Raw genomic sequence first — 22,158 nt, forward strand, 5'->3', positions numbered from 1 at the left:
GGTGTGATCAGTCGAAGGTGAGGACTGTCCACGACACGGGCGGCAGCGTGACGGTGATGACGCCCTCGCCGATGCGAGCGGAGGAGTTCACCCGGGGAGCCACGCGTTCGGGGTCTTCCAGGGTGTTCGCGGCGTGGATGTCGTCATCGGAGAGGGTCTGTGCCGTGGCGCTCGCGATCTGCCCGAGCGAGAGGACATCGATCTCGAGGGACACCTCCTCGGCCAGGCTGCGGTTGACGATGAACACCGTCGTCGCGCCGCCTTCCTCATCGCGCGTGGCGACCGCATCGACGATCGGGACGTCGCCGTACAGCTCCGTCGGGTAGGTGGGGCTGTCGAGCTTCAGCTCCAGCGCGACCCCGCGCGCCAGGCGCGAGGTGAGCGAGAACGGATAGAAGGTGGTCTGCCGCCAAGCGGGTCCGCCCGGCTCGGTCATGATCGGCGCGATGACGTTGACCAGCTGCGCGAGGCTTGCGGCCGTCACGCGGTCGGCGTGGCGGATGAGCGAGATCAGAAGGCTCCCGAAGACGACGGCATCGAGCACGGAGTAGGAGTCCTCGAGCAGGCGGGGCGCCACCGGCCAGTGCGTGGGGTGGGTGATCTTGTCGACCTCGTTGAACCGGGACTGGTACCAGACGTTCCACTCGTCGAAGGAGATGTCGATGGTCTTCTCGCTGCGGCGGACCGCCTTGACGTGGTCCGCCGTCGCCACGACGGCATCGATGAACCGATCCATGTTGACCCCGGAGGCGAGGAAGCTGCCGTAATCGTCGCCCAGCGGCTCGTAATAGGCGTGGCACGAGATGTAGTCGACGTCGTCGTAGGTATGACTGAGCACCACGCGCTCCCAGTCTCCGAAGGTCGGCATCTGGGCACTCGAGCTCCCACAGACCACGAGCTCGAGATCCGGATCGATCTGCCGCATCGCCCTCGCCGTCTTGGCGGCCAGCTGGCCGTACTCCTCCGCCGTGCTGTGACCGAGCTGCCACGGACCGTCCATCTCGTTCCCGAGGCACCACATCCGGATGCCGTGCGGCTCGGGATGGCCGTTCGCGACGCGCCCGTCCGACCACTGCGTGCCCGAGCGCAGGTTGGCGTACTCGAGCACGTCGAGCGCCTCCAGGATGCCGCGCGTCCCGAGGTTCACCGCGTACATCAGCTCGCTGTCGACCTTGGTCAGCCAGCGGGTGAACTCATCGAGGCCGATCTCATTGGTCTCGGTCGAGTGCCACGCCAGATCCAGTCGTCGCGGCCGCGACTCGCGAGGCCCCACGCCGTCCTCCCACCGGTAGCCCGACACGAAGTTCCCGCCGGGGTAGCGGATCGTCGAGACGCCGAGCTCGCGCACCAGGTCGATGACGTCCGTGCGGAACCCCTCCTCGTCCGCACTCTCGTGGCCCGGTTCGTAGATCCCGTCGTAGACGCAGCGGCCGAGGTGCTCCACGAACGAGCCGAAGAGTCGCCGGTTGATGGGCCCGATGGTGAAGTGCGGGTCGATGGTGAGGTGTGCGCTGATCATTCTGGTCTTCCGGGAAGCGTCGGGAGAGGGTTGCGTGGCCGGCCGCGGGTCATTTCAGGCTTCCGATCGCAAGCCCGCCCTGCCAGTAGCGCTGGAGCGTGAGGAAGGCGATGATCAGCGGGATCACTGAGACGAGGGAGCCGAGGACGATGATGCTCCACAGGCTCTGGCCGCCGGCCGCACCATAGGTGGATGCCGTCGAATTCCAGAGGCCGATGCCCACGGTGACCGGGAACAGGCGGTTGTCCGACAGCATGACCAGCGGCAGGAAGTAGTTGTTCCACGACGAGACGATCGACAGCAGCAGCACGGTCACGATCGCCGGGCGCAGCAGCGGCAGCGCCACCGTGAAGAAGGTCCTGAACTCGCCCGCACCGTCGACGCGGGCGGCATCCAGAAGCTCGTCGGGAACCGCGTCACGCGCGTAGACGTTCATCAGGTAGACACCGAACGGGTTCAGCAGCGTGGGGACGATCACCGCCCAGACCGTATTCGTCCAGCCCACCTGCGCGAACAGCACGAAGGTCGGGATCACGAGCGCGGTCGTCGGCACCATGACGGCACCCAGCAGGATCGCGAACGAGAAGCGCCGGCCGGCGAAGGTGTACTTGGCCAGTCCGTAGCCGGCGAGTACCGCCAGCGCCGTTGCGCCGATGCCGCCCACGAGCGCGTACAACGCCGAGTTGGCCAGCCAGCGCGCGTAGATGCCGCCGCCGTAAGTGAACAGATCGATGAAGTTCTGGACGTAGTTGATGTCGTCGGCGAACCAGAGCGAGCTGCCCCCGCCGAACAGGCCTGCCGCGCTCTTCGAGCTGTTGACGATGAGCCACCAGAACGGGATGAGGAAGTAGAGCATCAGCAGCCCGAGCACGATGTTCAGCGGCACCCGGCCGGGCTTGCGCGGTGTCGATCGGCGCTCGATGGTCTTCCCGGGCGTGCGGCGTGCTCTCGTGCCCTCGCTCAGTGTGGCGCTCATGAGGTGATGCTCCCTCGCTTGCGGGTCGCGAACAGGAAGATGTACACGCAGATGAACACCACGGCACCGAGGGCGAAGGAGATCGTCGCACCGTAGTTGTAGTTCGCGAGAGAGAACGCCTGCTGATATGCGTACATGTTCGGGGTGAAGTCATTCGGGATCGCGCCCGCAGCGAGCTGCTGGAGGATCTGCGGCTCGTTGAAGAACTGCAACGTTCCGATGAGCGCGAAGACGAGGATCAGCAGCAGAGCGGGCGTCAAGAGCGGGATCTTGAGACGCAGGACGATCTGCCACTGCGAGGCGCCGTCGATGCGGGCAGCCTCGTACATGGTCGGATCGATCCCCTGAAGAGCGGCGTACAGGATGATCATGTAGTAGCCGGCCCATTGCCACGTCACGATGTTGAGCAGGCCGTAGAAGATCAGGCTGCTGCTCAGGAAGTCCGGGGCTTCTCGACCGAAAGATTCGAAGATCTCCGCGAGCGGACCGAAGTTGTCGCTGTAGAGGAAGCCCCACATGAGCGCGCCGATCACGGTCGGGATCGCGTACGGCATGAAGATCATGAGCCGCGAGAAGCGCGCGTAGCGCGTGATGACGATGTCGAGAATGAGCGCGATCGCCAGCGAGACCGCCATCTGCAGCGGGATCAGCACGATCGAGAACCTCACGACGAACCAGACGCCGTCGAGGAACGAAGGGTCGGAGAAGGCTTTGACGTAGTTGCCGAGCCCGACGAACCTCGTGCCGCCGATCAGCGACTTCTGGAACAGGCTCAGGTAGAGGGCGTAGCCGATCGGGAGGATCAGCATGGCGACGAAGACGATGCCGAACGGTCCGACGAAAAGCCAGCCCATCAGGTTCTGACGAGCTGATGTCGACCGGCGGCGCTTCGTCGGGATGGCGACGTCTTCGAGCGTGGTGGTCATGATTACTCCAGGTCCGTGAAGGGTCGACCCGGGGGCCGGTCCGCGCGGACGCGGACCGACCCCCCGGCTCAGCTCACTCGACGACGGTGAACCCCTGCTCCTCGGCGTAGGCCACCACATCTGCCTGGAGGGCGTCGGCAGCTTCGGAGCCGGTCGCCGAGCCATCGATGATGGCGGCGATCTGGTTCGTCAGCGCGGTGTAGTAGTACTGACCGAGCGGCGTGTACGTCATGCCGGTGTAGGCGTCCGCGGCGGGCACGTACACCTCTTTGTTGGCCTGCTGGCCGCTGAAGAACGGGACCTCGTAGTCCTGGAACTCCGACGAGGACAGGACGTTGGCGTTCAGCGGGAAGATGATCTGCTGCTGCCAGCCTTCGTCCAGCGATGCCTGGTCGGCGTAGACCCCGAATGCCACCTTGGCGGCCAGCTCCGGGTCGGCCGCCTGGCTGCTCACGACGAACGCAGAGCCTCCCCAGTTGATCGCGATGGGGTTGGCCGGATCCCACTGCGGCATCGGGGCGACCCCCCACACACCCGCATCCGCTCCCTCGCCGACGCCCGCGCCCTGGAGGTACCCGGGAGCCCACGCGGCCGAGAGGTAGGTGGCGTAGTCGCCGCCGATCACACCCGCGATGTACTCGGGGGTGAACTGGTCCTCGGTGCCGACGAGTCCCTTGTCGACCAGGCCGTCCCAGTAGTCGAGGACCTCCTTGATCTCGGGGCTGTTGAGGTTGATCCCGATCTCGCCCTCGTTCGCGGGGTCATAGGTGAACGGCTCGGCGCCGTTCCCGTAGAAGTACGCCGTCGTGGTCGCGGGCTGGTTCGCCGCGAAGCTCGCGAAGACCGGTCCGCCCGCATCCTTGAGCGCCTGGGCGGTGGTCTCGAGCTCGGCCCACGTCGTGGGCGCCGTGAGGCCGTACTGCTCGAAGATGTCGGTGCGGTAGATCATGCCCATCGGGCCGCCGTCGACAGGAGCGCCGTAGACGGCGTCGCCGACCGAGACATCCTTCCAGGCACCTTCGCTGAAGTCCGCCTCGACATCCGCGTATCCGAGGTCGGTCAGGTCGACGAGCGCGTCCTGAACCTGGAAGGTCGGGATGCGGTCGGCCTCGACCATCATCACGTCGGGGGCGCCGCTGCCGGCCGTGACGGCCGTCTGGAACTTGTCGTACGCGTCGCCACCGGCACCGGCGTTCGTCCAGCAGACCTGGACGTCGTCGCTGGCCTCGTTGAAGTTGTCGACGACCGTCTCCATGTTGGGATACCAGGCCCACATGGTGACGATCGGCAGGTCCTCCTTCGGAATGGAGTTCGTGCAGTTCGCGTCTTCGTTGCCACCACCACCACCGTTTTCGTCGCCGCCTCCGGCGGTGCACGCGGACAGAGCGCCGGCAAGGGCGAGCGCTGTGACCGCAGCAAGGACAGGCTTTGTCTTCACTGGAGTTTTCCTTTCGGTAATTGCTGACTTCTTCGTCGGTGCACGACCGTTACCGGTCTGACGCAGGGAGAGATGCGCCGATCCGGGCTGATCTACAACGTTGTAGAGCAACGTTGTAGAAACCATTCCATCGCGGTCGGCGACTGTCAAGGGTGGACCGGAATTCTCTCGGCGCGGCCCGAAACGTCGGGGTGCCGACGGTCCACCGGCGGCATCGGCGAGCGCAGTAGAGTGCAGTGATCGGCAGGAGGATGGGGGCACCGATGGGACCGACGATGCACGACGTCGCTCGGGTGGCGGGCGTCTCGATCAAGACCGTCTCGAATGTGATCAACGACTACCCGCACGTGCGACCGGGCACTCGCGACCGCGTCAACGAGGCGATTCAGCAACTCGCCTACCGCCCGAACCTCTCAGCCCGCGGACTGCGCTCCGGGCGAACCGGAGTCATCGGCCTGGCCGTCCCCTCGCTGCGCGAGAACTACTTCGCCGAGCTGGCGGACGAGGTGATCCGGGCCGCCGAGAAGCGAGGTCTCGGCGTCATGGTCGAGCAGACCAGCGGCGACCGCGAGACCGAGCTCCGAGCAGTCACCGCGAACCGTCCGCGCTTCCTCGACGGCATGCTCTTCAGCCCGGTCAGCCTCGGCCAGGAGGATGCCCACGCACTGGACGGGGACGGTCCGCTCGTGCTTCTCGGCGAGCGCATCTTCGGGGGCCCGACCGACCACGTCACGATGCACAACACGACGTCATCGCAGGCGGCGGTCGAGCACCTGCTGAGTATCGGCCGACGACGGATCGCCCTCGTCGGCGCCGACCTCGAGCACGGCGATGAGGCGAGCTCTGCAAGCCTGAGGCTGAAGGGCTATCTGCGCGCCCTGCAAGGAGCCGGCATCGAGCTCGACCGAGCCCTCGTCCGACCCACGTCGATGCACCGATGGAATCGCGCCGGTGGCGCCGCCGCGACGCACCTCATGGTGGAGGAGGGCGTCGACTTCGATGCCGTGTTCGCCCTCAACGACACGCTGGGCCTCGGCGTCCTGCGCGCCCTGCGCGAAGAGGGCATGCGCGTTCCGGACGACGTCGCCGTGATCGGCTTCGACAACATCGACGAGAGCAGGTACTCCGTCCCCTCGATGTCCACCGTCGACATCGGCCGCGCCCAGATCGCGGCACTCGCGGTAGACCGCCTCATCGAGCGCATCAGTGAGAAGGGCGAGCGGCGTCCCCCCGAAACGTTCAAGCCCGAGTTCCGCATCGTGGCGCGCGAGTCGACCGGCTTCGCCGACGCCGACGCGGAGTAGCCGGCACCACGGACTGCGGCGCCTGCTCACCGGCGGCGGATCAGCGTCAAGAAACGAGGAAGAATCGGCGGTACGGCCGCCGGCCACTCCTCGATTACGGCGTGTCTCCTTGTTTCTCGCTGCCGCAGCGGCCGCCGCGCCCTGGCTAGATCACGTCCTCCGACCACCGGTCGGGATTGCCGAACCGGTGCGCGGTGATCGTGATCGACTGCTCACGCAGGAAGGGCAGCAGCTCGAGCCGGCCCGCCGTGGTGACCTCGTCGTCGTAGACCGCGAGGTCGGGATCGCCCCCGGTGGCGACCGCCAGCGCCCGGTGCGCCTCGGCCACCGACTCGCGCGGCCCGATGAGCCGCACGCGCGAAGGACGGGGAGCGGATGCTTCGCCCGCCGCCGCGGCGACGAAGTCCTCGGTCGGAGCGGAAATGCGCTGCAGCCACTCATCGTCGGTCTCGACGAACACGGTCACGCCCTGATCGCTCAGTGAGCGGCGCACCGCGGCGGGAAGGCCGGTCGGCGCGCTCAGCGTGAGCGGAGCACCGGCACGGATCCCGGCGAGCACGACGCGCAGCACCGCCTGCCAGGTCGCATCGGATGTCGCACGCAGTGCCACGGCCGGCACCGGACGGTAGCGGAAGAGGTTGCGCTCCACGCCGAGGGCTGAGACGTCCTTGACCTGACCGAACTCGCGATCCCACGCGATCGCGTCGGACAGAGCACCGCGGCGCAGCCATTCGAACGCCTCGTAGTCGAGGGAGGGCTGGGCGGCCTCGATCACCGTCGTGATGCGCGAGTCCAGACCGCGCAGGTGCAGCGTCGCCGAGGCCGCACCGCTCGACGACGACCGCCAGGAGCCGAGGCCGACGAGATAGTTCGGGCCGCCGGCCTTCGTGCCGGCGCCCACCGAGGAGCGCTTCCAGCCGCCGAACGGCTGTCGCTGCACGATGGCGCCCGTGATGCCGCGGTTGACGTAGAGGTTGCCTGCCTCGACGCGGTCCAGCCACACCCCGAGGTCGTCGGGGTTCTGGGTGTAGAGCCCGGCGGTGAGGCCGTAGGCGACGGCGTTCTGCAGTTCGATCGCGTGTGCGAGCGAGTTCGCATGCATGACCCCGAGCACGGGTCCGAAGAACTCCTCGTGGTGGAAGCGCGATCCCGGCCGCACGCCGGTGCGGATGCCGGGACTCCACATGCGACCCGCGAACTCGGGTCCCGCGTCGACCGGCTTCGGCTCGACGAGCCAGCGCTCGTCGTCGTCGAGGGTCGTGAGCGCCCACTCGAGCTTGCCGCTCGGCGGCTCGACGACCGGACCGACCTCGGACAGCGGATCGGAGGGCGAGCCCACGCGCAGCGACGTCGCCGCGTCGACGAGCTGGCGCGCGAACCGCTTCGAGTGCCCCACCGGCCCGACGAGGATCGCGAGCGAAGCTGCGGAGCACTTCTGCCCCGCGTGCCCGAAGGCGCTCTTGATGAGATCGGATGCCGCGAGGTCGAGGTCGGCCGACGGCATGACGATCATCGCGTTCTTGCCGCTGGTCTCGGCCAGGAGCGGAAGCTCCGGGCGCCACGAGCGGAACAGCGCGGCGGTCTCGAACGAGCCGGTGAGGATCACGCGGTCGACGGCGGGGTGCGAGACGAGAGCCTGACCGAGTCCGCCTTCGTCGATGTCGACGAGGGCGAGCACGTCGCGCGGAACGCCGGCTTCCCAGAGCGCCTCCGCGAGCACGGCCGCGCAGCGACGCGCCTGGGGGGCGGGCTTGAAGACGACGCCCGAGCCGGCGGCGAGCGCCGCGAGCACGCCGCCGGCCGGGATCGCGACGGGGAAGTTCCACGGCGGGGTGACGAGGGTCAGCCGGGCCGGCTCGAAGACCGCTCCGCTGACGCTGTCGAGTTCACGCGCGGTCGCCGCGTAGTAGTTCGCGAAGTCGACGGCCTCGCTCACCTCGACGTCGGCCTCGGCGAAGATCTTGCCGGTCTCGGAGGCGGCCACCTCGATGAGCTCGCCACGTCGCGCCTCGAGCGCGCGGCCAGCCGCGGCGAGCACAGCACCGCGCTCGGCGGCGGGCTGGGCGCCCCAGCGGGCGGCGGCATCCGTCACCGTCTTCACGACCGCTTCGAGGGCCTCGGCATCGTCGATGCGCGCGGCGGCGATGGTCGCGTCTCCGGCGCTCGAGGCGTCGATGCGACCGAGGATGCGCCGCGCCCACACCCGGTTGGCGGGGAGCGCGGGGTCGGTGTCGGCGGCGTTGCGGAAGCCGGGCGCACCCGCGGCGGGGCTTGCCGTCTGGCGCGGTGCGAAGACCGCGGTCTCGACGTAGGCCGCACCGGCGAAGAGCTGCTCCTCGACCGACGGCGCGATCGGGGCGGTCTCGGCGGGATCGGCGGCAGCCGAACGCGCGATGCCGATCACGGCCTGCGTGAGTCCGGCATCGTCGCCGATCGGGCCGGTGCCGCGCAGGTGCGCGCGGGTGACGGGCTGCTCCTCGGGTGCCGCGTCGCGGTTCTGCGCGCGGTTCGGGCCGGTTGGGAGGGACGGATCGGCGGCGCGGTCCAGCGAGGCGAAGAAGCGGTCGCGCTCGCGCTCGAACATCGCGGGCTCGTCGGCGAGTTCGAACGCCGCGGAGAGGAAGTTGTCGCTCGACGCGTTCTCCTCGAGGCGACGGACGAGGTAGCTGATCGCGACGTCGAACTCGTCGGGGCGGACGACGGGGACGTAGAGGAGCACGTGGCCGACTTCGCGCGCGACCGCGGCGACCTGGCCCTGAGCCATGCCGAGCAGCATCTCGAACTCGAGATCGGGGCTGCCGGCAGGCACCCCCGATGCCTGCCCTGAGCCTGTCGAAGGGTCGCGCACGCCGGTCTCGGCCGCGAGCAGCCACGCGTAGGCGATGTCGAACAGGTTGTGGCCGGCGACGCCGATGCGCACCGCGGCGGTGTTCTCGGGCCGCAGCGCCACCTGCAGGCAGCGCACGTAGTTGGCGTCGGAGTCGACCTTGGCGTCGTACGTCGCCAGCGACCAGTCGTGCATGACGGCGTCGACGCGCTCCATCGCGAGGTTCGCTCCCTTGACGAGCCGCACCTTGATGCGCGCTCCGCCCGCGGCGACGCGACCCTGCGCCCACTCCGTGAGCCGCTCGAGCGCCGGGAGGGCGTCGGGGAGGTACGCCTGGAGCACGATGCCCGCATCGAGAGCCTGCAGCCGCTCATCGTCGAGGATGCGCGTGAAGACCGCGATCGTCAGGTCGAGGTCGCGGTACTCCTCCATGTCGAGATTGATGAAGGTGCCGTCGGTTGCCGCCGTCAGGTAGAGCGGCATCAGGCGGTCGACGACCTTGTCGACGACCTCGTCGAACGCCCACATGGAGATGTGGCTGGCGATCGCCGACACCTTGACGGAGACGTAGTCGACGTCGGGCCGCCGGATCAGCTCATGGATGCCCTCGAGGCGCCGCAGAGCCTCCTGCTCGCCGAGCACCGCCTCGCCGAGGAGGTTGAGGTTGAGGCGCGCCCCCGATTCGCGGATCTTCGCGATCGCCGGCCCCAGCTTGTCGGGACGAGCGTCCACCACGAGGTGGCCGACCATCTCGCGCAGCACGCGGCGCGCGATCGGCACCACCGGCGAGGGGAGCACGGGCGCGACGGCGCCGCCGACGCGCACAGCGCCGCGAAGGTACCAGGGGAGGAACTCCGGTACGAGCGGGGCGACGCGGCTGAGATTGGATGCCGCCGCCGTCAGGCTCTCCGGCCGCATCACGCCGTCGACGAAGCCGATCGTGAAGGGAAGTCCGTTGGGGTCTTTGAGAACGCCGGCCAGTCGCTCGGCGGCGGGGTCCACGTCGACCTCTGCGCTCTCGGTGATCCACCGCTGCGCGAGCACCACGGCACGCGAAGCGAGGTCATCGCCGGAGGCCGTGAGGTCGGTGTCCCCCTGGTAAGGGTCGGTCACCATGCGACAAGCCTATGCGCTGCGCGCCCGTCCGGTCGGCGCACGACTGTGAGAGTGTGGATGCATGAGGGCGACGGCGGCGAACCGCACCCGCTGGGTCGCGGGTGCAGGTGTGCTCGCACTCGGCCTCGGCGTGCTGGCCTTTTCGGCGCCCGCTGTCGCAGCACCGGGCGACACGATCGGCCCATTCAACCCCGTGACCAGGCCTCTCGGGCAGTTGGTCGATGGGCACGCGGCCAACAGCGAGTTCCTCGTCTTCGTCGAGGGGGACGCGCAGCTCAACGCGGATGAGGCCGAGGGCACCGTCGCCCTGGGCGGCGATCTGGCGTTCAACTCCTCTTACAACATCTTCAGCTCGCGCCCGACGTTCACGGTGGAGGGCGAGACCAGCCCGGTGTTCCTCTACGTCGGGGGCGGCATCCGGTGGCCCGTGCAGCCGCACGTGCTCAAGGTGCTGCAGGACGGCTACGCGAAGGTCGGCGACACCAGCACGTACGCGGCGTTCAACACCGACCAGAACGGCGCCCTGCGCGACTTCCGCATCGTGCCGCCGGGTGGGAACTACGAGACGAACCCCCACATCGAGGGCACAGAGCCGCAGTCCCCGGAGTCGATCGCGGAGCCGGTGCCCGACGGCTACATCGACATCGCGGCCGCCTTCGAGCTCTACCGGCCGAGCTCGGCGCTGCTCGGATCGTGCGCGCCGACGCTCGAGCTGACCTCGCGAGACTCGCCGTACCCGCCCCTCCCCTCTCCCGCCCCCGTTGGCGCGGCCGGTCGTGTGGAGCTCGTGGCGGATCGGACGAACGTGCTCGACATCACGACGGACGACCTCGAGAACCTCGCCGAGATCACGTTCGCCGGCGCGGCACCTGCCGCGGACACGCCCCTGCTCGTCAACATCCACGGTGCGTCGTTCACGGGGACGATGCCCAACACCGCGGGCATCGGCGGAGCGCAGGCGCCCTTCATCCTCTGGAACTTCGTCGATGCGACGTCGATCGTGGTGACCGGCGGCGACTCGCTCGAGGGCACGCTGTACGCGCCGAGAGCCGTGCTGAACTGGCAGGTCACGCAGAACATCGAGGGCAACGTGATCGCGGCGGAATTCATCCACGGGCTGTCCGTCGTGGAACCGGTGGGGACCCCCCGCGAGGTGCACGACTTCCCGTTCTCCGCCGAGGTCAGCTGCGTCGAGGACGGCACACCCACTCCGACCCCGACGCCCACTCCGACCCCGACCCCGACGCCCACTCCGACGCCGACACCCACACCGACTCCCACCCCGACACCAACGCCGACGCCGACGCCGACGCCGACGCCGACGATCGCCCCCACACTCTCCCCGGACGAGCCCGACCTCCCCGCGACGGGCGGCAAGGGCGTCGGCTGGCTTCCGTACGCCGCGGGCCTCGCCCTGGTGGGCGGCGGTGTCCTGCTTCTCGGCGACGCGGTGCTGCGACGCCGCCGGACCTGACCTCCCGGGTCACACCCGATCGGCGCGCGGATCCCCAGCGGCGGGTCGCTCGTCCGCCGCGGGAGCGGCGCGCATGTCGCCCTCGCGGACGGCGCCGACACGCGTGTCGTCCGCGGTCGCGGCATCCGCTCGCCCGTCCGTGACGTAGGGGTCGACCTCGTCCGCCTGGCGCAGGCGCTCGGCCTGCTCGGCACGATGCTTCTCGGCGTCGGCCTGCAGGTCGTCGATGTCGCCGGCGCGACGGTCGGCGTCGAGGGTCGCCTGCGCTGCCTGGGCCTTGGCCTGCTCGGCGGCGGCAGCAGCCGATGCTGCGTCGGCGCGCGCCTGAGCGGCCTGCGCCTCGTGCTCCCTCGCCGCGATCTCGGATTCGCGGGCGTCCGCCCGGATCTGCTCGGCCTTGTCGTGCTGCGCCTCGAGGCGCTTCTGCCGGCGACCCCGACCCGTGACCATCACGACGACGACGACGAGGATCGCGACGACCAGGATGCCGACGACGATCCAGATGACAGTGCTGGTATCCATGAGATGCCTCCTTCGCGCGTCGGCCGATCGGCCGACGCCGCACCACCAGGCAACCCCGAGCCGGCCGCGGCGGCAAACGGGTTGCGCACCCCGCGCACGTGCGCTATCGGATGCCGCGTGCCGAACCTCGGCCGAACGAGCGGCGTCGGGCGGTCGTCAGCTCGCGGCGGGCCGAGCGGGCTCGGGCACGACGCGCAGACCCCCGGGGGAGTTGGCCGTGTCGACGAGCTCCTGCAGCCACAGACGGTTGATCTCGGGCATCGGCGCCTCGTACTCGAACCGCAGCGTCGTCACCGGTGAGATCCAGACGGCCTGACGCACGTCGGTCTCCTCGTCGACGATGGCGAACGCGAAGCTCTCCTGCCGGCGGAGCTTCGCCGTCATCACGAGCTCGAGGTGTGCGAGCACCCGATCGTCGAGAGGGAAGCCGATCGACGGCGAGCCGTAGTGGAGGGTGCCCATCCTCCGATCCTACGGGGACCGGCCCGTCCCGGCCCCGCTAGGGTGGGCGCATGGCTATCGTGAACCGGCTGACCGTGGATGGACGCGACTACTTCCTCCCCGAGCCCGTGACCGAGCTCAAGAACGCGATCCTCGAGGCGATCAAGTCCGGCGGCGGGTACGTCAACATCCCGCCGCTGCGCGGGGGCCCCGGCATCGACATCCTCTTCTCGCCCGGGATGCCCGTCACCTGGTCGCAGATCGACGTGGGAGACCCCGCGTCGGATGACGGGGCCGACGCCGAGGACGACATCCTCTGACGCTCCTCCGCTAGAGCAGGCGCTCGAGCTCGGCGACGCCCATCGGCGCACCGAGCAGGTAGCCCTGCCCCCGGTGGCACCCGCGCGCGATCGCGCGCTCCAGATCTGCCGTCGTCTCGATCCCCTCGGCGAGGACGCGCCAGCCGTAGCGCGCGGCACGCTCGACGACACCGGCGACGAAGTCCGAGGCCGCGGCATCCGCTCGCTGAGTCAGCGACCGATCGATCTTGATCTCGTCGATGGGCAGCGCCTCGACCATCTCGATGGTGGTGTCCCGCGAGCCGAAGTCATCGATCGAGATCGCCAGTCCGAGCGAGCGCAGGAGCTGCAGGGGCCCGTCCATGACCGGCAGCAGCTGCGGCGAAGGCGACTCGGTGATCTCGATGGTGACGCTGGCCGGGTCGATCGAGAGGTCCTCCAGCCGGGCGATCACCGCATCGGCGTAGTCGAAGGTGATGTGCGACGGCGACGCGTTCGTCGCCAACCCGACGGGATGGCCGTCCTGCTGCCACGCGGCCACTTGCGCGGCACCGCGCTCGAGCATGAGCACGTCGATCTCCTCGATCAGATCGGCGCGCTCGGCGATCGGGATGAAGGTCGAGGGCGGCACCTCGTCGTCTGGTCCGCGCGTCCACCGGCAGAGGCCCTCGACGGCGACCGGCGCCGACGAGACGCCACCGGGCCCGAGGGCGAACTGCGGCTGATAGGCGATCGACAACCCGCCCGAAGCCACTGCCTCACGAAGGTCGTCCACCAGCGATGCCGAAGTCGTCACCTGGTCAGACTGTCCAAGCGCACGATTCACCGCAACACCCGACAAAGATGGCCGAAAAGCGTATACTCCGCGTCTTCCCTGCGGCAGCGCGGAGCATGCGGGCGTCTCGCGCGGATACGCTTGCGGGATGGGCACGCTCACGTACGACTCGCGGGTCACCGTTTCGATCGACGACCGGATCCTCGCGCACCTGCAGGTCGTGATCTGGGCGAAGCTGCGTCGCGGCGAGCACTTCCCCTTCACGTGGACCGACCCGACGCGCAACGGGATGGGACGCACATCGGTGTGGCTCAGCCCCCACCAGCCGCTCGTGTTCGAGTACTTCGGCGGGCGTCAGCCCCGCCTGAACCCGGCCTGGATCGAGGTTCTCACCAAGTCCGCGAACTCCCCCGCCGGCCTCTCCATCGTCGACGAGCCCGTCGAGCCGGCGCTCCCGCCGCGCTAGATCCTCAGTTCCAGACGCTCGGCGCTTCGGCACGCGTCGGCGGAAGAGCGGATGCCGCAGCCCAGTCGTGCACCCACGCCTCGACCTCCGGGATCCCGTCCGGATAGCCGATGGCGCCGAACAGCTCCTCGTGCGACAGGGTGCCGCCGCTGCGCTTCATCATGCGGGCGCGGACGATGACCCGGGCGTACACCTCGCCGCCGACCACGGCGCGATGCTCGAGGTAGACCGCCTTGTCGTCGTGCCCGACCATGCGGGACTCGATGTCGAACCGCTGCCACAGCTCGAGCGACTTGCGGAAGGTCACTGTCTCGCTCGATACGACCGCGTACCAGCCGCGGGTCTTCATCACGTCCCAGAGCCCCGTGCGCACGAGCAGATCCCACCGGCCGAGGTCGAACAGCGACAGATACCGGCCGTTGTTCATGTGCATCAGCAGGTCGATGTCGGTGGGCAGGGTGGTGAGGCGGATGCGACTGATCCCGGCCGGTCCGAGGCGGCCTTCGCGGCGCACGCGCCGTCGCGCCGTCAGCATCACGACAATGGTGCGCCAGATCACGTTCACGACCAGCGATCGTAGCGACCGTGACGCCGGCGGCGCATTCGGTTGTGGGTTTCCGACAGTGCGGGAGGCGGCATCCACATCCCGATTCGCGAACGCTCCATCGCCCGATCGGCCGATTTCGCGTCCCGAGCGGCCCGGCGTAGAGTCTGGCCATGGAAGCCGAACTCCAGACCGACATCGTCGTCCGTCCGGTGCGAGACGTCGACGCAGAGGCCCTGGGCCGTGTCCACGCCACCTGCTGGCACGAGACCTACGACCACCTCATCAGCAAGGCCGCGCTCGAGGCCGTCTCGCCCAAGCGCCTCGCCGAGCTGTGGACGCACTGGGCCGTGCAGGGCCCCGAGTTCAAGATGTTCGCGGCCCTCGCCGGCGGCGAGATCGTCGGCTTCGCGGGCTCCGGGCCGGCGCGCGACAAGGACGCTCCCCGGTTCCGCGAGCTGTACTTCATCTACCTCCTCGACGCGTACCACGGCACCGGCATCGGCCAGCGCCTGTTCGATGCCGTCGTGACCGGCGACGAGCCGGTCTACCTGTGGGTCGCCGACGACAACCCGCGCGCCCACCGCTTCTACACGCGCAACGGCTTCGCGCTCGACGGCGCCACGCACACCGAGCCCTTCCTGGGCGAGACGCTCACCGAGGTGCGGTTCGTCCGCTGACCCGGGCGCTCGTCCGGTGCGCGATGCTGAAGAGGTGCACTCCTCGATGCGCCCGCTGACCGTCTGGCCCCTCGCCGGGATCCCCGAGGTCGCCTCGGGCGCCGATCTGGCGGCGATGATCGCGGATGCCGCTGCCGGCGAACTCGCCGACGGCGACATCCTCGTGGTGACCTCGAAGATCGTGTCGAAGGCCGAGGGCCGCTTCGTCACCGCCGACGACCGCGAGGATGCGATCACCGCAGAGACGGTACGGGTGGTCGCGACCCGCGAGTCGCCGGGCGGCCATCTCACCCGCATCGTGCAGAACCGCCTCGGGATCGTGTCGGCCGCCGCCGGCGTCGACGCGTCCAACACCCCCGAGGGCACGATCCTCCTCCTGCCGGTGGATCCGGATGCCTCGGCCCGCGCCCTCGCCGCGACCCTGCGCGAGCGGCTCGGCGTGCAGGTCGGCGTGCTCGTGTCCGACACCCTCGGCCGCGCCTGGCGAGACGGCCAGACCGATCACGCCATCGGCGCCGCGGGCGTGCACGTCTTCGAGGACCTGCGCGGAGGGACGGATGCCGAGGGCCGCCCTCTCGTCGTGACGATGCCGTGCGTCGCCGACGAGCTCGCGTCCGCCGCCGACCTCGTCAAGGGCAAGGCGTCGCGCCTGCCGGTCGCCGTCGTGCGGGGCAGGGCCGACCTCGTCGGATCCCTGGACCTTCCGGGCGCTCGGTCGATCGTGCGCCCGCTCGAGCGCGACATGTTCCGGCTCGGCGCCGACGAGGCCTACGCCGAGGGATTCGCCGCGGGCGCAGCATCCGCTCACCCTGCCAGTCGCTGACACCCACGCTCACGAGTCGCCAAGACACGCCGACGGCCCAGCAGAGCAGCGGCGTGTCTTGGCGACTCGCGGGGGTGTTCGTCGCGGACGCGGCATGCGTCACCCTGCGAGTCCCTAGCGGTTTGGGGCGCATTCCGGCCGTTGGGGCGGACGATATGCGCCCCGACAGACGGGACGCGCCCCAAACCCGGTACGTGCGGGGCGTCGAGACTGAGGCGTTCGGGGCGCACCTCGTTCGTTGGGGCGGACGATATGCGCCCCGACGGAGCGTGCGCGCCCCAAACCCGAGGCGCCAGGATGCGGGTCGACCCTGAGGGGCACGTCCCGCGGAGGTTCGGGGCGCACCGAGGTTCGGGGCGCAATCCGTCCCTCGGGGCGGACGATATGCGCCCCGACGGACCGTGCGCGCCCCAAACCCGAGGCGCCAGGATGCTGACCGGGCGCGGCGTCAGCGGCCGGAGACTTTGCCGAACAGGCGGGCGATGGGGGCGAGGATGAGGGGACGGGCGGCGATCCAGGCGGCGACGATGACGAGTATCGAGGCGGAGAAGATCCAGAACCCGGTCCAGTTCATCGCGTACGCGTCGGGATCGACCGAGCCCTGCGCGGCGTACATGTGGTTGAGGTTGCGCAGCGCCCCCGTGGCGAACACGAGCACGACGTGGACGAAGATGAACGCGACGAAGTAGAGCATCACCGGGAAGTGCACGGCTCGGGCCCACTCCACCGGGTACGCCTTGCTCAGGCCAGCCGCGTTCTTGGGCCAGATGCCGCTCATGCGCACCCCGGTGATCGCCGCCAGCGGGGCGGCGATGAACACGGTGGTGAAGTACGCCAGCTGCTGCAGCGCGTTGTAGTTGACCCAGCCGTTCTCGGTCGGCCAGTCCAGCGACACGTACTGCAGCGCCGCGGAGATCGCGTTGGGGAACACCTCCCACGAGGTGGGGACGATACGCATCCACTGCCCGGTGACGAAGAGCAGCACGACGAATATGACGCCGTTCACGAGCCAGAGGATGTCGAGGGACTGGTGGAACCACAGGTTCAGGCTGATCTTGCGCTTGCCGTCACCGCCACGACGGGTCCAGAAGACCGACGGCCGCTTCTCGGTGCGCACCTGCAGTCCGGAGCGGATGATCAGCACCATCAGGAACACGTTGAAGAAGTGCTGCCATCCCAGCCACGCCGGGAACCCGACCGGCGCCCCCGCGGGCAGGTGGTACTCGCCCGGGTACGCGGCGAGGAAGTCCAGGCCCCACTGCGTGCTCAGCAGCCACCGCACCGCGAACACGGCCATCAGGCCCGCGTAGAGCAGACCCGCGCCGCCGACGATCACCGCACCGGCCCACTGCAGCCGCGTGAACGGGCCGATCCGCTGTGGCTCCGGCTTGGGCTGCGGGCGGGTGCGGGCCGTCTGGCCAGCCCACACGGTCCGCGGGAACGGCAACGGCGTGGAGAAGTCCGGGCCGGAGGCGGCGGGTGCAGGGGGCGCCTGCGCAGCGGGCGAGTCCGGGACGACCGCGGGCGCGGACACGGCCGCGACCGTCGCGGGCTGCGCGACGGCAGTCTGAGGCTCGCTCGTCGCGGTGACCAACGGGCCATCGGATGCTGCGGCCGCCGCGGGTTCGAGCGCCTCAGCCGCGGTGGGCGTGGCGAACAGGCCCGGCGGGGGCCATGGTTCGCCTCCCGCGACGCGGGGCAGCCCGCGGCGCATCGCCCCGGTATCCGGGGTTTGGGGCGCGGTTCCTGCCTGACCCGCCGGGCTGGCCGGCGCGTCGAGCGCACTCGGCGCCCCAGACACTTCCGCCGCGGCGTCGAGGATCGGGACATGGTCCGGAGCGGGAACCGGGCGCTGCACGCGCGGCGACGGGGACGGAGCAGTCGCCGCGATCCCCGCGGCGACACCCGAAGCGACGGCGGCTGCGGCATCCGACGTGTCCGCTGCGGCCCCTGCACCCGCTGCGCCACGGGCGTCGCCGCCGGGGGCGTCGCCGGCGGGCGGCCAGGGCTCGCCGCCGGGAACGCGGGGCAGACCGCGACGGAGGGCTCGCCCGGCCCCGGTCGTTGAGCGAGCGGAGTGAGACGAAACGTCCTCGGCCGACGCGGACGCGGCCGCGGCCGCCTCAACCGGGATCGTTTCCGCGACCGCTGTCGTTTCCTGCGAGTGCTGCTCCGATTTCTGCAGCGGTCGCAGGGAACTGCCTCGCTCGGCAGCGGGCTCGGCGGACGCGACCTCGGGCGCGGCGGCAGCCTCGGGCGCGGCCTCGCCCGGAGGCGCGACGCCCGCGGGCGCGTCGCCGGCGGGGGGCCAGGGCTCGCCGCCGGGCCGCCGCGGAAGCCCGCGGCGGATCGCCTGTCCGAAGGTCGCCACGCCCGGTTACGCCTTCTTGGCCTCGAGCGCCGCGATCAGCTGCGGCACGACGGTGAACAGGTCGCCGACGACGCCGTAGTCGGCGATGTCGAAGATCGGAGCATCCGCGTCCTTGTTGATCGCGACGATCGTCTTCGCGGTCTGCATGCCGGCCTTGTGCTGGATGGCACCCGAGATCCCCAGCGCGACGTACAGCCGCGGCGCGACCGAGACGCCGGTCTGGCCGACCTGGTACGACTGCGGCACGTACCCGGCATCGACCGCGGCGCGCGACGCGCCGACAGCGGCGCCGAGCACATCGGCGAGCTGGTCGACGAGCGCGAACTTCTCGCCCGAGCCGAGCCCGCGGCCGCCCGAGACGACCTTCGCGGCTCCGCGCAGCTCGGGACGTGACGAGGTCACCGCGGCCTCCTCGACCGACACCACGGTCGCGGCCTTGCGCCCCGAGGGGGTCACCGCGAGCGTCTCCACCACCGGAGATGCGACGGCCTCCGCGCGGGCGTCGACCGCACCCTGACGCACCGTGATCACCGGGGCGCCCCACGTCACCGCGGCGTCGACGTTGTACGCACCGCCGTAGACGGAATGGTGGGCCACGACCCCCTCCGCGTCGCGCGAGACGCCCACGGCATCCACGCACAGCCCCGCGCGGGTGCGAGCGGCGAACCGGCCCGCCGCCTCGCGGCCCTCGATGGAGTGCGACACGAGCACCGCGTCGGGTCGAACCAGGTCGGATGCCGCGACCAGCGCGTCGGCGACCGGGACCACGAGACCCTCGCCGGGAGCCGCCACCAGCACCGACGACGCACCCAGCGCACCGGCATCCGCCGCCAGCGCCGCATCGCCCACGATGAGCGCGACCGGCGTGCCCACCTGCGCAGCGGCACCCAGCAGGCCCGCGGACGACTTCGCCAGCGCGCCCGACGGGGTCACGTCCAGCAGGACGAGGATCGAATCATCCGGGAACGTCATGTCAGCCACCCCTATGCCAGCCGGTTCTGGATGAGGAACTCCGCGAGCTTCTCGCCCGCATCGCCCTCGTCGACGATCTTGATGCCCGCCTCACGCGGCGGCTTCTCGGTCAACCCGATCACGATCGACCGCGACGCGTCGGCGCTGTGCGCATCGATGTCCAGGTCGTCCAGCGACAGTGTCTCGAACGGCTTCTTCTTGGCCGCCATGATCCCCTTGAAGTTCGGGAACCGAGCATCCGGAAGCGCCTCCGTGATCGAGATCACCGCCGGCAGCTCCGCCGACACCTGCACGCTCGCACCATCCGAGCCGCGCGCACCCGACACCGAGCCCTCGGCGATCTCCACCGAATTCAGATACGTCGCCGCCGGCACGTCGAGCAGCTCCGCGACCATCGACCCGAGCACACCCCCCGAACCGTCCGTCGACTGATTCCCGGCGATCACCAGATCGAAGCCGACACGCTTCACCGCCGCCGCGAGCACCTCCGCCGTGAGCCCCAGATCGGCGCCCAGCAGCACGTCGTCCACCACCTGCACCGCCGACGCCGCACCCATCGCGAGCCCCTTGCGCACCGTCGCCGACGCGGACTCCGGAGCCACCGACAGCACCACCACCTCGGTGCCGGCGTTCTTGTCGGCATACGCCAGCGCCACCTCGAGCGCCCGCTCGCCGATCTCATCCAGCACGGACTCACTCGCCGCGCGGTCGGCCAGACCCGTCTCGAGACTGAGCTTGCGATCTCCGTACGTATCCGGGACTTCCTTGACCAGGACGACGATCTTCATAGCCATCTCCTCACGCTGCGCACGAGTCTATGGCGCCGCCAGGCGTGCACCCAATCGGTAGGAGGCCCCCCTCGACGCGCCCCCGATCGGCGCATCCGGGGATCCCCAGACCTCTCCGCACACCGTCTGACGCACGGGTCGGCGCAGCGCCAGACGCTACGGTGGGACCAGGAGGTGCCCGTGTCTGCCAGCCGACGACTCCCGGTCGACCCGATCGCCGAGGCGAAGCGCCAGTGGGTCGACCACGGGTGGGAGCCCGCCGCTGCCGGCATGACCGCCGTGACCTCGGTCATCCGCGCGCAGCAGCTCATGTTCGCCCGCATCGACGCGACCCTGAAGCCCTTCGGCCTGTCGTTCGCACGGTACGAGATGCTGCGCCTTCTCGCCTTCACCAGAGCAGGACGGATGCCGATGGCCAGCGCGATCGCCCGTCTGCAGGTGCATCCGACCAGCGTCACCAACACGGTCGACCGCCTCGCCCGGGACGGGCTGGTCTCGCGCGAGCCGCACCCCATCGACGGGCGCGCGGCGATGCTCGTGATCACGCCGGCCGGAGTCCACCTGGTCGAGGACGCGACCACGGCGCTGAACACCGAGGTCTTCGAACAGGTCGGCCTGACCGAGGACGACACCGCGGAGCTCGTGCGGATCATCGCCCGCTTCCGCAAGGACTCCGGCGACTTCACCGACCCGCGGCCGCAACCCGACCCGCTCTGATCGGCACCCGTCGGGGGTTCGGGGCGCGTCCTGTCCTTTTGGGGCGGACCCGATGCGCCCCAAGGGACGAATCACGCCCCAAACCAGGAGCGGGAGGCTGAGACGGGGACCGGGCGGCGCGGAGCCGGGGGGTCAGCGCCCCTGGAAGTCGGGCGACCGCTTCTCCCGGAAGGCGGCCATGCCCTCCTTCTGGTCGGCCGTGTCGAAGAGGCTCGCGAACACGTGCCGCTCGAGCCGCAGCCCCTCGGCGAGAGGCACCTCCATCGCGGCATCCAGCACGGCCTTGGCCGCGTAGACGGACGGCAGCGACTTGGCCGCGACGCCGTCCGCGAGCTTCGCCGCCTCCTCGAGCAGGTCGGCTGCCGGGACGACGCGCGAGACGAGTCCTGAGCGCTCGGCCTCCGCGGCATCCATCATCCGCCCCGACAGGACGAGATCGGCGGCCTTGTAATAGCCGACCGCGCGGATGAGCCGCTGCGAGCCGCCCATGCCCGGAATGACGCCGAGGTTGATCTCGGGCTGCCCGAACTTCGCGGTGTCGGCCGCGAGGATGATGTCGCACATCATCGCCAGCTCGCAGCCGCCGCCGAGTGCGTAGCCGGAGACCGCGGCGATCACGGGCGTGCGCACGCCGGCGAACTGCGCCCAGCCGCCGAAGTGGTCGGCCATCAGCATCTCGAGGCCGGATTTCGCCTCCATCTCCTTGATGTCGGCGCCGGCGGCGAACGCGCGCTCCGATCCTGTGAGCACGATCGCTCCGATGCCTTCGTCCGCATCGAAGGCGGATGCCGCGGCCACGACATCCTTCATGGTCTGCGTGTTGAGCGCATTGAGCGCTTCCGGGCGGTTGAGGGTGATCCAGCCGACGCGGCCGCGCGTCTCGACGAGGATCGTCTCGTATTCGGTCATGGCTCTCCCGGAGTTCGGCGTCATCGCAGCACCTCGATCGTAGGCGGCGGCTGCCGCTCGCGGCGGCGGGTCCCGCATGGGGAATCCTCCCCATGTGCCATTCGCGGGGATTCGATTAGCGTGAGGACGGCGCCGCAGGGCGGACCACAACGTTTCCGAAGGGGATGGATCATGGCGGATTTCAAGGCTTCGTACGGTGAGATGGAAGCGATGTCGGGCAAGCTCGACTCGGGTCGCGAGGAGATCGGCGACATCCTGCGCCGCCTCAAGG

At 69.9% G+C, this 22,158-nt stretch carries 20 protein-coding genes; 7 read left to right on the top strand and 13 right to left on the bottom strand.

The genetic code is table 11. From position 1 onward, the window contains the following. Window positions 1-7: 7 nt before the first annotated feature. The 4 genes from ASD93_RS11720 to ASD93_RS11735 all read right to left on the bottom strand — a co-directional run bounded on the left by ASD93_RS11720 (window position 8) and on the right by ASD93_RS11735 (window position 4,859). The gene (locus ASD93_RS11720; RefSeq protein WP_056122606.1) at window positions 8-1,519 is read right to left on the bottom strand and encodes an alpha-N-arabinofuranosidase; all 1,512 of its coding nucleotides are present in this window, start codon (window positions 1,517-1,519) and stop codon (window positions 8-10) included. 49 nt (window positions 1,520-1,568) lie between these two features. Beyond that, window positions 1,569-2,495, bottom strand: coding sequence for a carbohydrate ABC transporter permease (locus ASD93_RS11725; protein ID WP_056122609.1), 927 nt, complete (start codon window positions 2,493-2,495; stop codon window positions 1,569-1,571). Then, window positions 2,492-3,421: a carbohydrate ABC transporter permease gene (locus ASD93_RS11730; protein ID WP_056122611.1), complete on the bottom strand. Its 930-nt coding sequence runs from the start codon at window positions 3,419-3,421 to the stop codon at window positions 2,492-2,494. The genes ASD93_RS11725 and ASD93_RS11730 overlap by 4 nt, the downstream gene beginning before the upstream one ends. Before the next feature lie 73 nt (window positions 3,422-3,494). Then, a complete protein-coding gene (locus ASD93_RS11735; RefSeq protein WP_056122614.1) occupies window positions 3,495-4,859 on the bottom strand; it encodes an ABC transporter substrate-binding protein in 1,365 nt (454 codons plus the stop codon). Between the two features lie 263 nt (window positions 4,860-5,122). Here ASD93_RS11735 and ASD93_RS11740 point away from each other — a divergent pair, with 263 nt between their 5' ends. Further along, window positions 5,123-6,163: a LacI family DNA-binding transcriptional regulator gene (locus ASD93_RS11740; RefSeq protein ID WP_056122617.1), complete on the top strand. Its 1,041-nt coding sequence runs from the start codon at window positions 5,123-5,125 to the stop codon at window positions 6,161-6,163. A 145-nt stretch (window positions 6,164-6,308) separates the two neighbouring features. On the opposite strand, the gene ASD93_RS11745 is transcribed toward ASD93_RS11740, so the two are convergent. Continuing rightward, window positions 6,309-10,106 carry a proline dehydrogenase family protein gene (locus ASD93_RS11745; protein WP_056122620.1) on the bottom strand — a complete coding sequence of 1,266 codons (3,798 nt, stop codon included), beginning with the start codon at window positions 10,104-10,106 and terminating at the stop codon, window positions 6,309-6,311. A gap of 61 nt (window positions 10,107-10,167) precedes the next feature. On the opposite strand from ASD93_RS11745, the gene ASD93_RS11750 reads away from it, so the two are divergent. Further along, window positions 10,168-11,580 (top strand): collagen-binding domain-containing protein, encoded by a 1,413-nt coding sequence (locus ASD93_RS11750; protein WP_056122622.1) that lies wholly within the window; start codon window positions 10,168-10,170, stop codon window positions 11,578-11,580. Window positions 11,581-11,589: 9 nt separating this feature from the next. Here the strand turns inward: ASD93_RS11750 and ASD93_RS11755 are convergent, their stop codons facing one another. Beyond that, window positions 11,590-12,102 (bottom strand): hypothetical protein, encoded by a 513-nt coding sequence (locus ASD93_RS11755; protein ID WP_056122625.1) that lies wholly within the window; start codon window positions 12,100-12,102, stop codon window positions 11,590-11,592. 156 nt (window positions 12,103-12,258) lie between these two features. Then, a complete protein-coding gene (locus ASD93_RS11760) occupies window positions 12,259-12,564 on the bottom strand; it encodes a hypothetical protein (protein WP_056122629.1) in 306 nt (101 codons plus the stop codon). A gap of 50 nt (window positions 12,565-12,614) precedes the next feature. On the opposite strand from ASD93_RS11760, the gene ASD93_RS11765 reads away from it, so the two are divergent. Then, entirely contained in the window at window positions 12,615-12,863 is a 249-nt protein-coding gene (locus ASD93_RS11765; RefSeq protein WP_056122632.1) for a hypothetical protein, read from the top strand. 10 nt (window positions 12,864-12,873) lie between these two features. On the opposite strand, the gene ASD93_RS11770 is transcribed toward ASD93_RS11765, so the two are convergent. Beyond that, window positions 12,874-13,638: an EAL domain-containing protein gene (locus ASD93_RS11770; RefSeq protein ID WP_056122635.1), complete on the bottom strand. Its 765-nt coding sequence runs from the start codon at window positions 13,636-13,638 to the stop codon at window positions 12,874-12,876. A gap of 127 nt (window positions 13,639-13,765) precedes the next feature. Here ASD93_RS11770 and ASD93_RS11775 point away from each other — a divergent pair, with 127 nt between their 5' ends. Further along, the gene (locus ASD93_RS11775) at window positions 13,766-14,083 is read left to right on the top strand and encodes a hypothetical protein (protein ID WP_056122638.1); all 318 of its coding nucleotides are present in this window, start codon (window positions 13,766-13,768) and stop codon (window positions 14,081-14,083) included. Window positions 14,084-14,087: 4 nt separating this feature from the next. Here ASD93_RS11775 and ASD93_RS11780 read toward each other — a convergent pair whose 3' ends face one another. Continuing rightward, complete coding sequence (locus tag ASD93_RS11780; RefSeq protein ID WP_056122641.1) at window positions 14,088-14,648, bottom strand: acyl-CoA thioesterase; 561 nt, start codon at window positions 14,646-14,648, stop codon at window positions 14,088-14,090. A gap of 152 nt (window positions 14,649-14,800) precedes the next feature. On the opposite strand from ASD93_RS11780, the gene ASD93_RS11785 reads away from it, so the two are divergent. Next, window positions 14,801-15,307, top strand: a complete 507-nt coding sequence (locus tag ASD93_RS11785; RefSeq protein WP_056122644.1) for a GNAT family N-acetyltransferase — start codon at window positions 14,801-14,803, stop codon at window positions 15,305-15,307. Between the two features lie 16 nt (window positions 15,308-15,323). Beyond that, window positions 15,324-16,130: a coenzyme F420-0:L-glutamate ligase gene (locus ASD93_RS11790; RefSeq protein ID WP_268777959.1), complete on the top strand. Its 807-nt coding sequence runs from the start codon at window positions 15,324-15,326 to the stop codon at window positions 16,128-16,130. 448 nt (window positions 16,131-16,578) lie between these two features. Here ASD93_RS11790 and ASD93_RS11795 read toward each other — a convergent pair whose 3' ends face one another. From ASD93_RS11795 to ASD93_RS11805, 3 genes are read right to left on the bottom strand one after another with little or no spacing between them, the layout of a single operon-like run. After that, on the bottom strand, window positions 16,579-18,501 hold the full coding sequence (locus ASD93_RS11795; RefSeq protein ID WP_082569304.1) for a cytochrome b/b6 domain-containing protein: 1,923 nt from the start codon (window positions 18,499-18,501) through the stop codon (window positions 16,579-16,581). Between the two features lie 6 nt (window positions 18,502-18,507). After that, the gene (locus ASD93_RS11800) at window positions 18,508-19,473 is read right to left on the bottom strand and encodes an electron transfer flavoprotein subunit alpha/FixB family protein (protein ID WP_056122648.1); all 966 of its coding nucleotides are present in this window, start codon (window positions 19,471-19,473) and stop codon (window positions 18,508-18,510) included. Between the two features lie 11 nt (window positions 19,474-19,484). Next, the gene (locus ASD93_RS11805; RefSeq protein ID WP_056122651.1) at window positions 19,485-20,261 is read right to left on the bottom strand and encodes an electron transfer flavoprotein subunit beta/FixA family protein; all 777 of its coding nucleotides are present in this window, start codon (window positions 20,259-20,261) and stop codon (window positions 19,485-19,487) included. A gap of 180 nt (window positions 20,262-20,441) precedes the next feature. Between ASD93_RS11805 and ASD93_RS11810 the strand changes: the two genes are divergently transcribed. After that, window positions 20,442-20,978 carry a MarR family winged helix-turn-helix transcriptional regulator gene (locus ASD93_RS11810; RefSeq protein WP_056122654.1) on the top strand — a complete coding sequence of 179 codons (537 nt, stop codon included), beginning with the start codon at window positions 20,442-20,444 and terminating at the stop codon, window positions 20,976-20,978. Window positions 20,979-21,110: 132 nt separating this feature from the next. Here ASD93_RS11810 and ASD93_RS11815 read toward each other — a convergent pair whose 3' ends face one another. Further along, complete coding sequence (locus ASD93_RS11815; protein ID WP_056124454.1) at window positions 21,111-21,887, bottom strand: enoyl-CoA hydratase; 777 nt, start codon at window positions 21,885-21,887, stop codon at window positions 21,111-21,113. Window positions 21,888-22,158: the final 271 nt, after the last annotated feature.

This window comes from Microbacterium sp. Root180 (assembly GCF_001428485.1).
Lineage (GTDB): Bacteria > Actinomycetota > Actinomycetes > Actinomycetales > Microbacteriaceae > Microbacterium.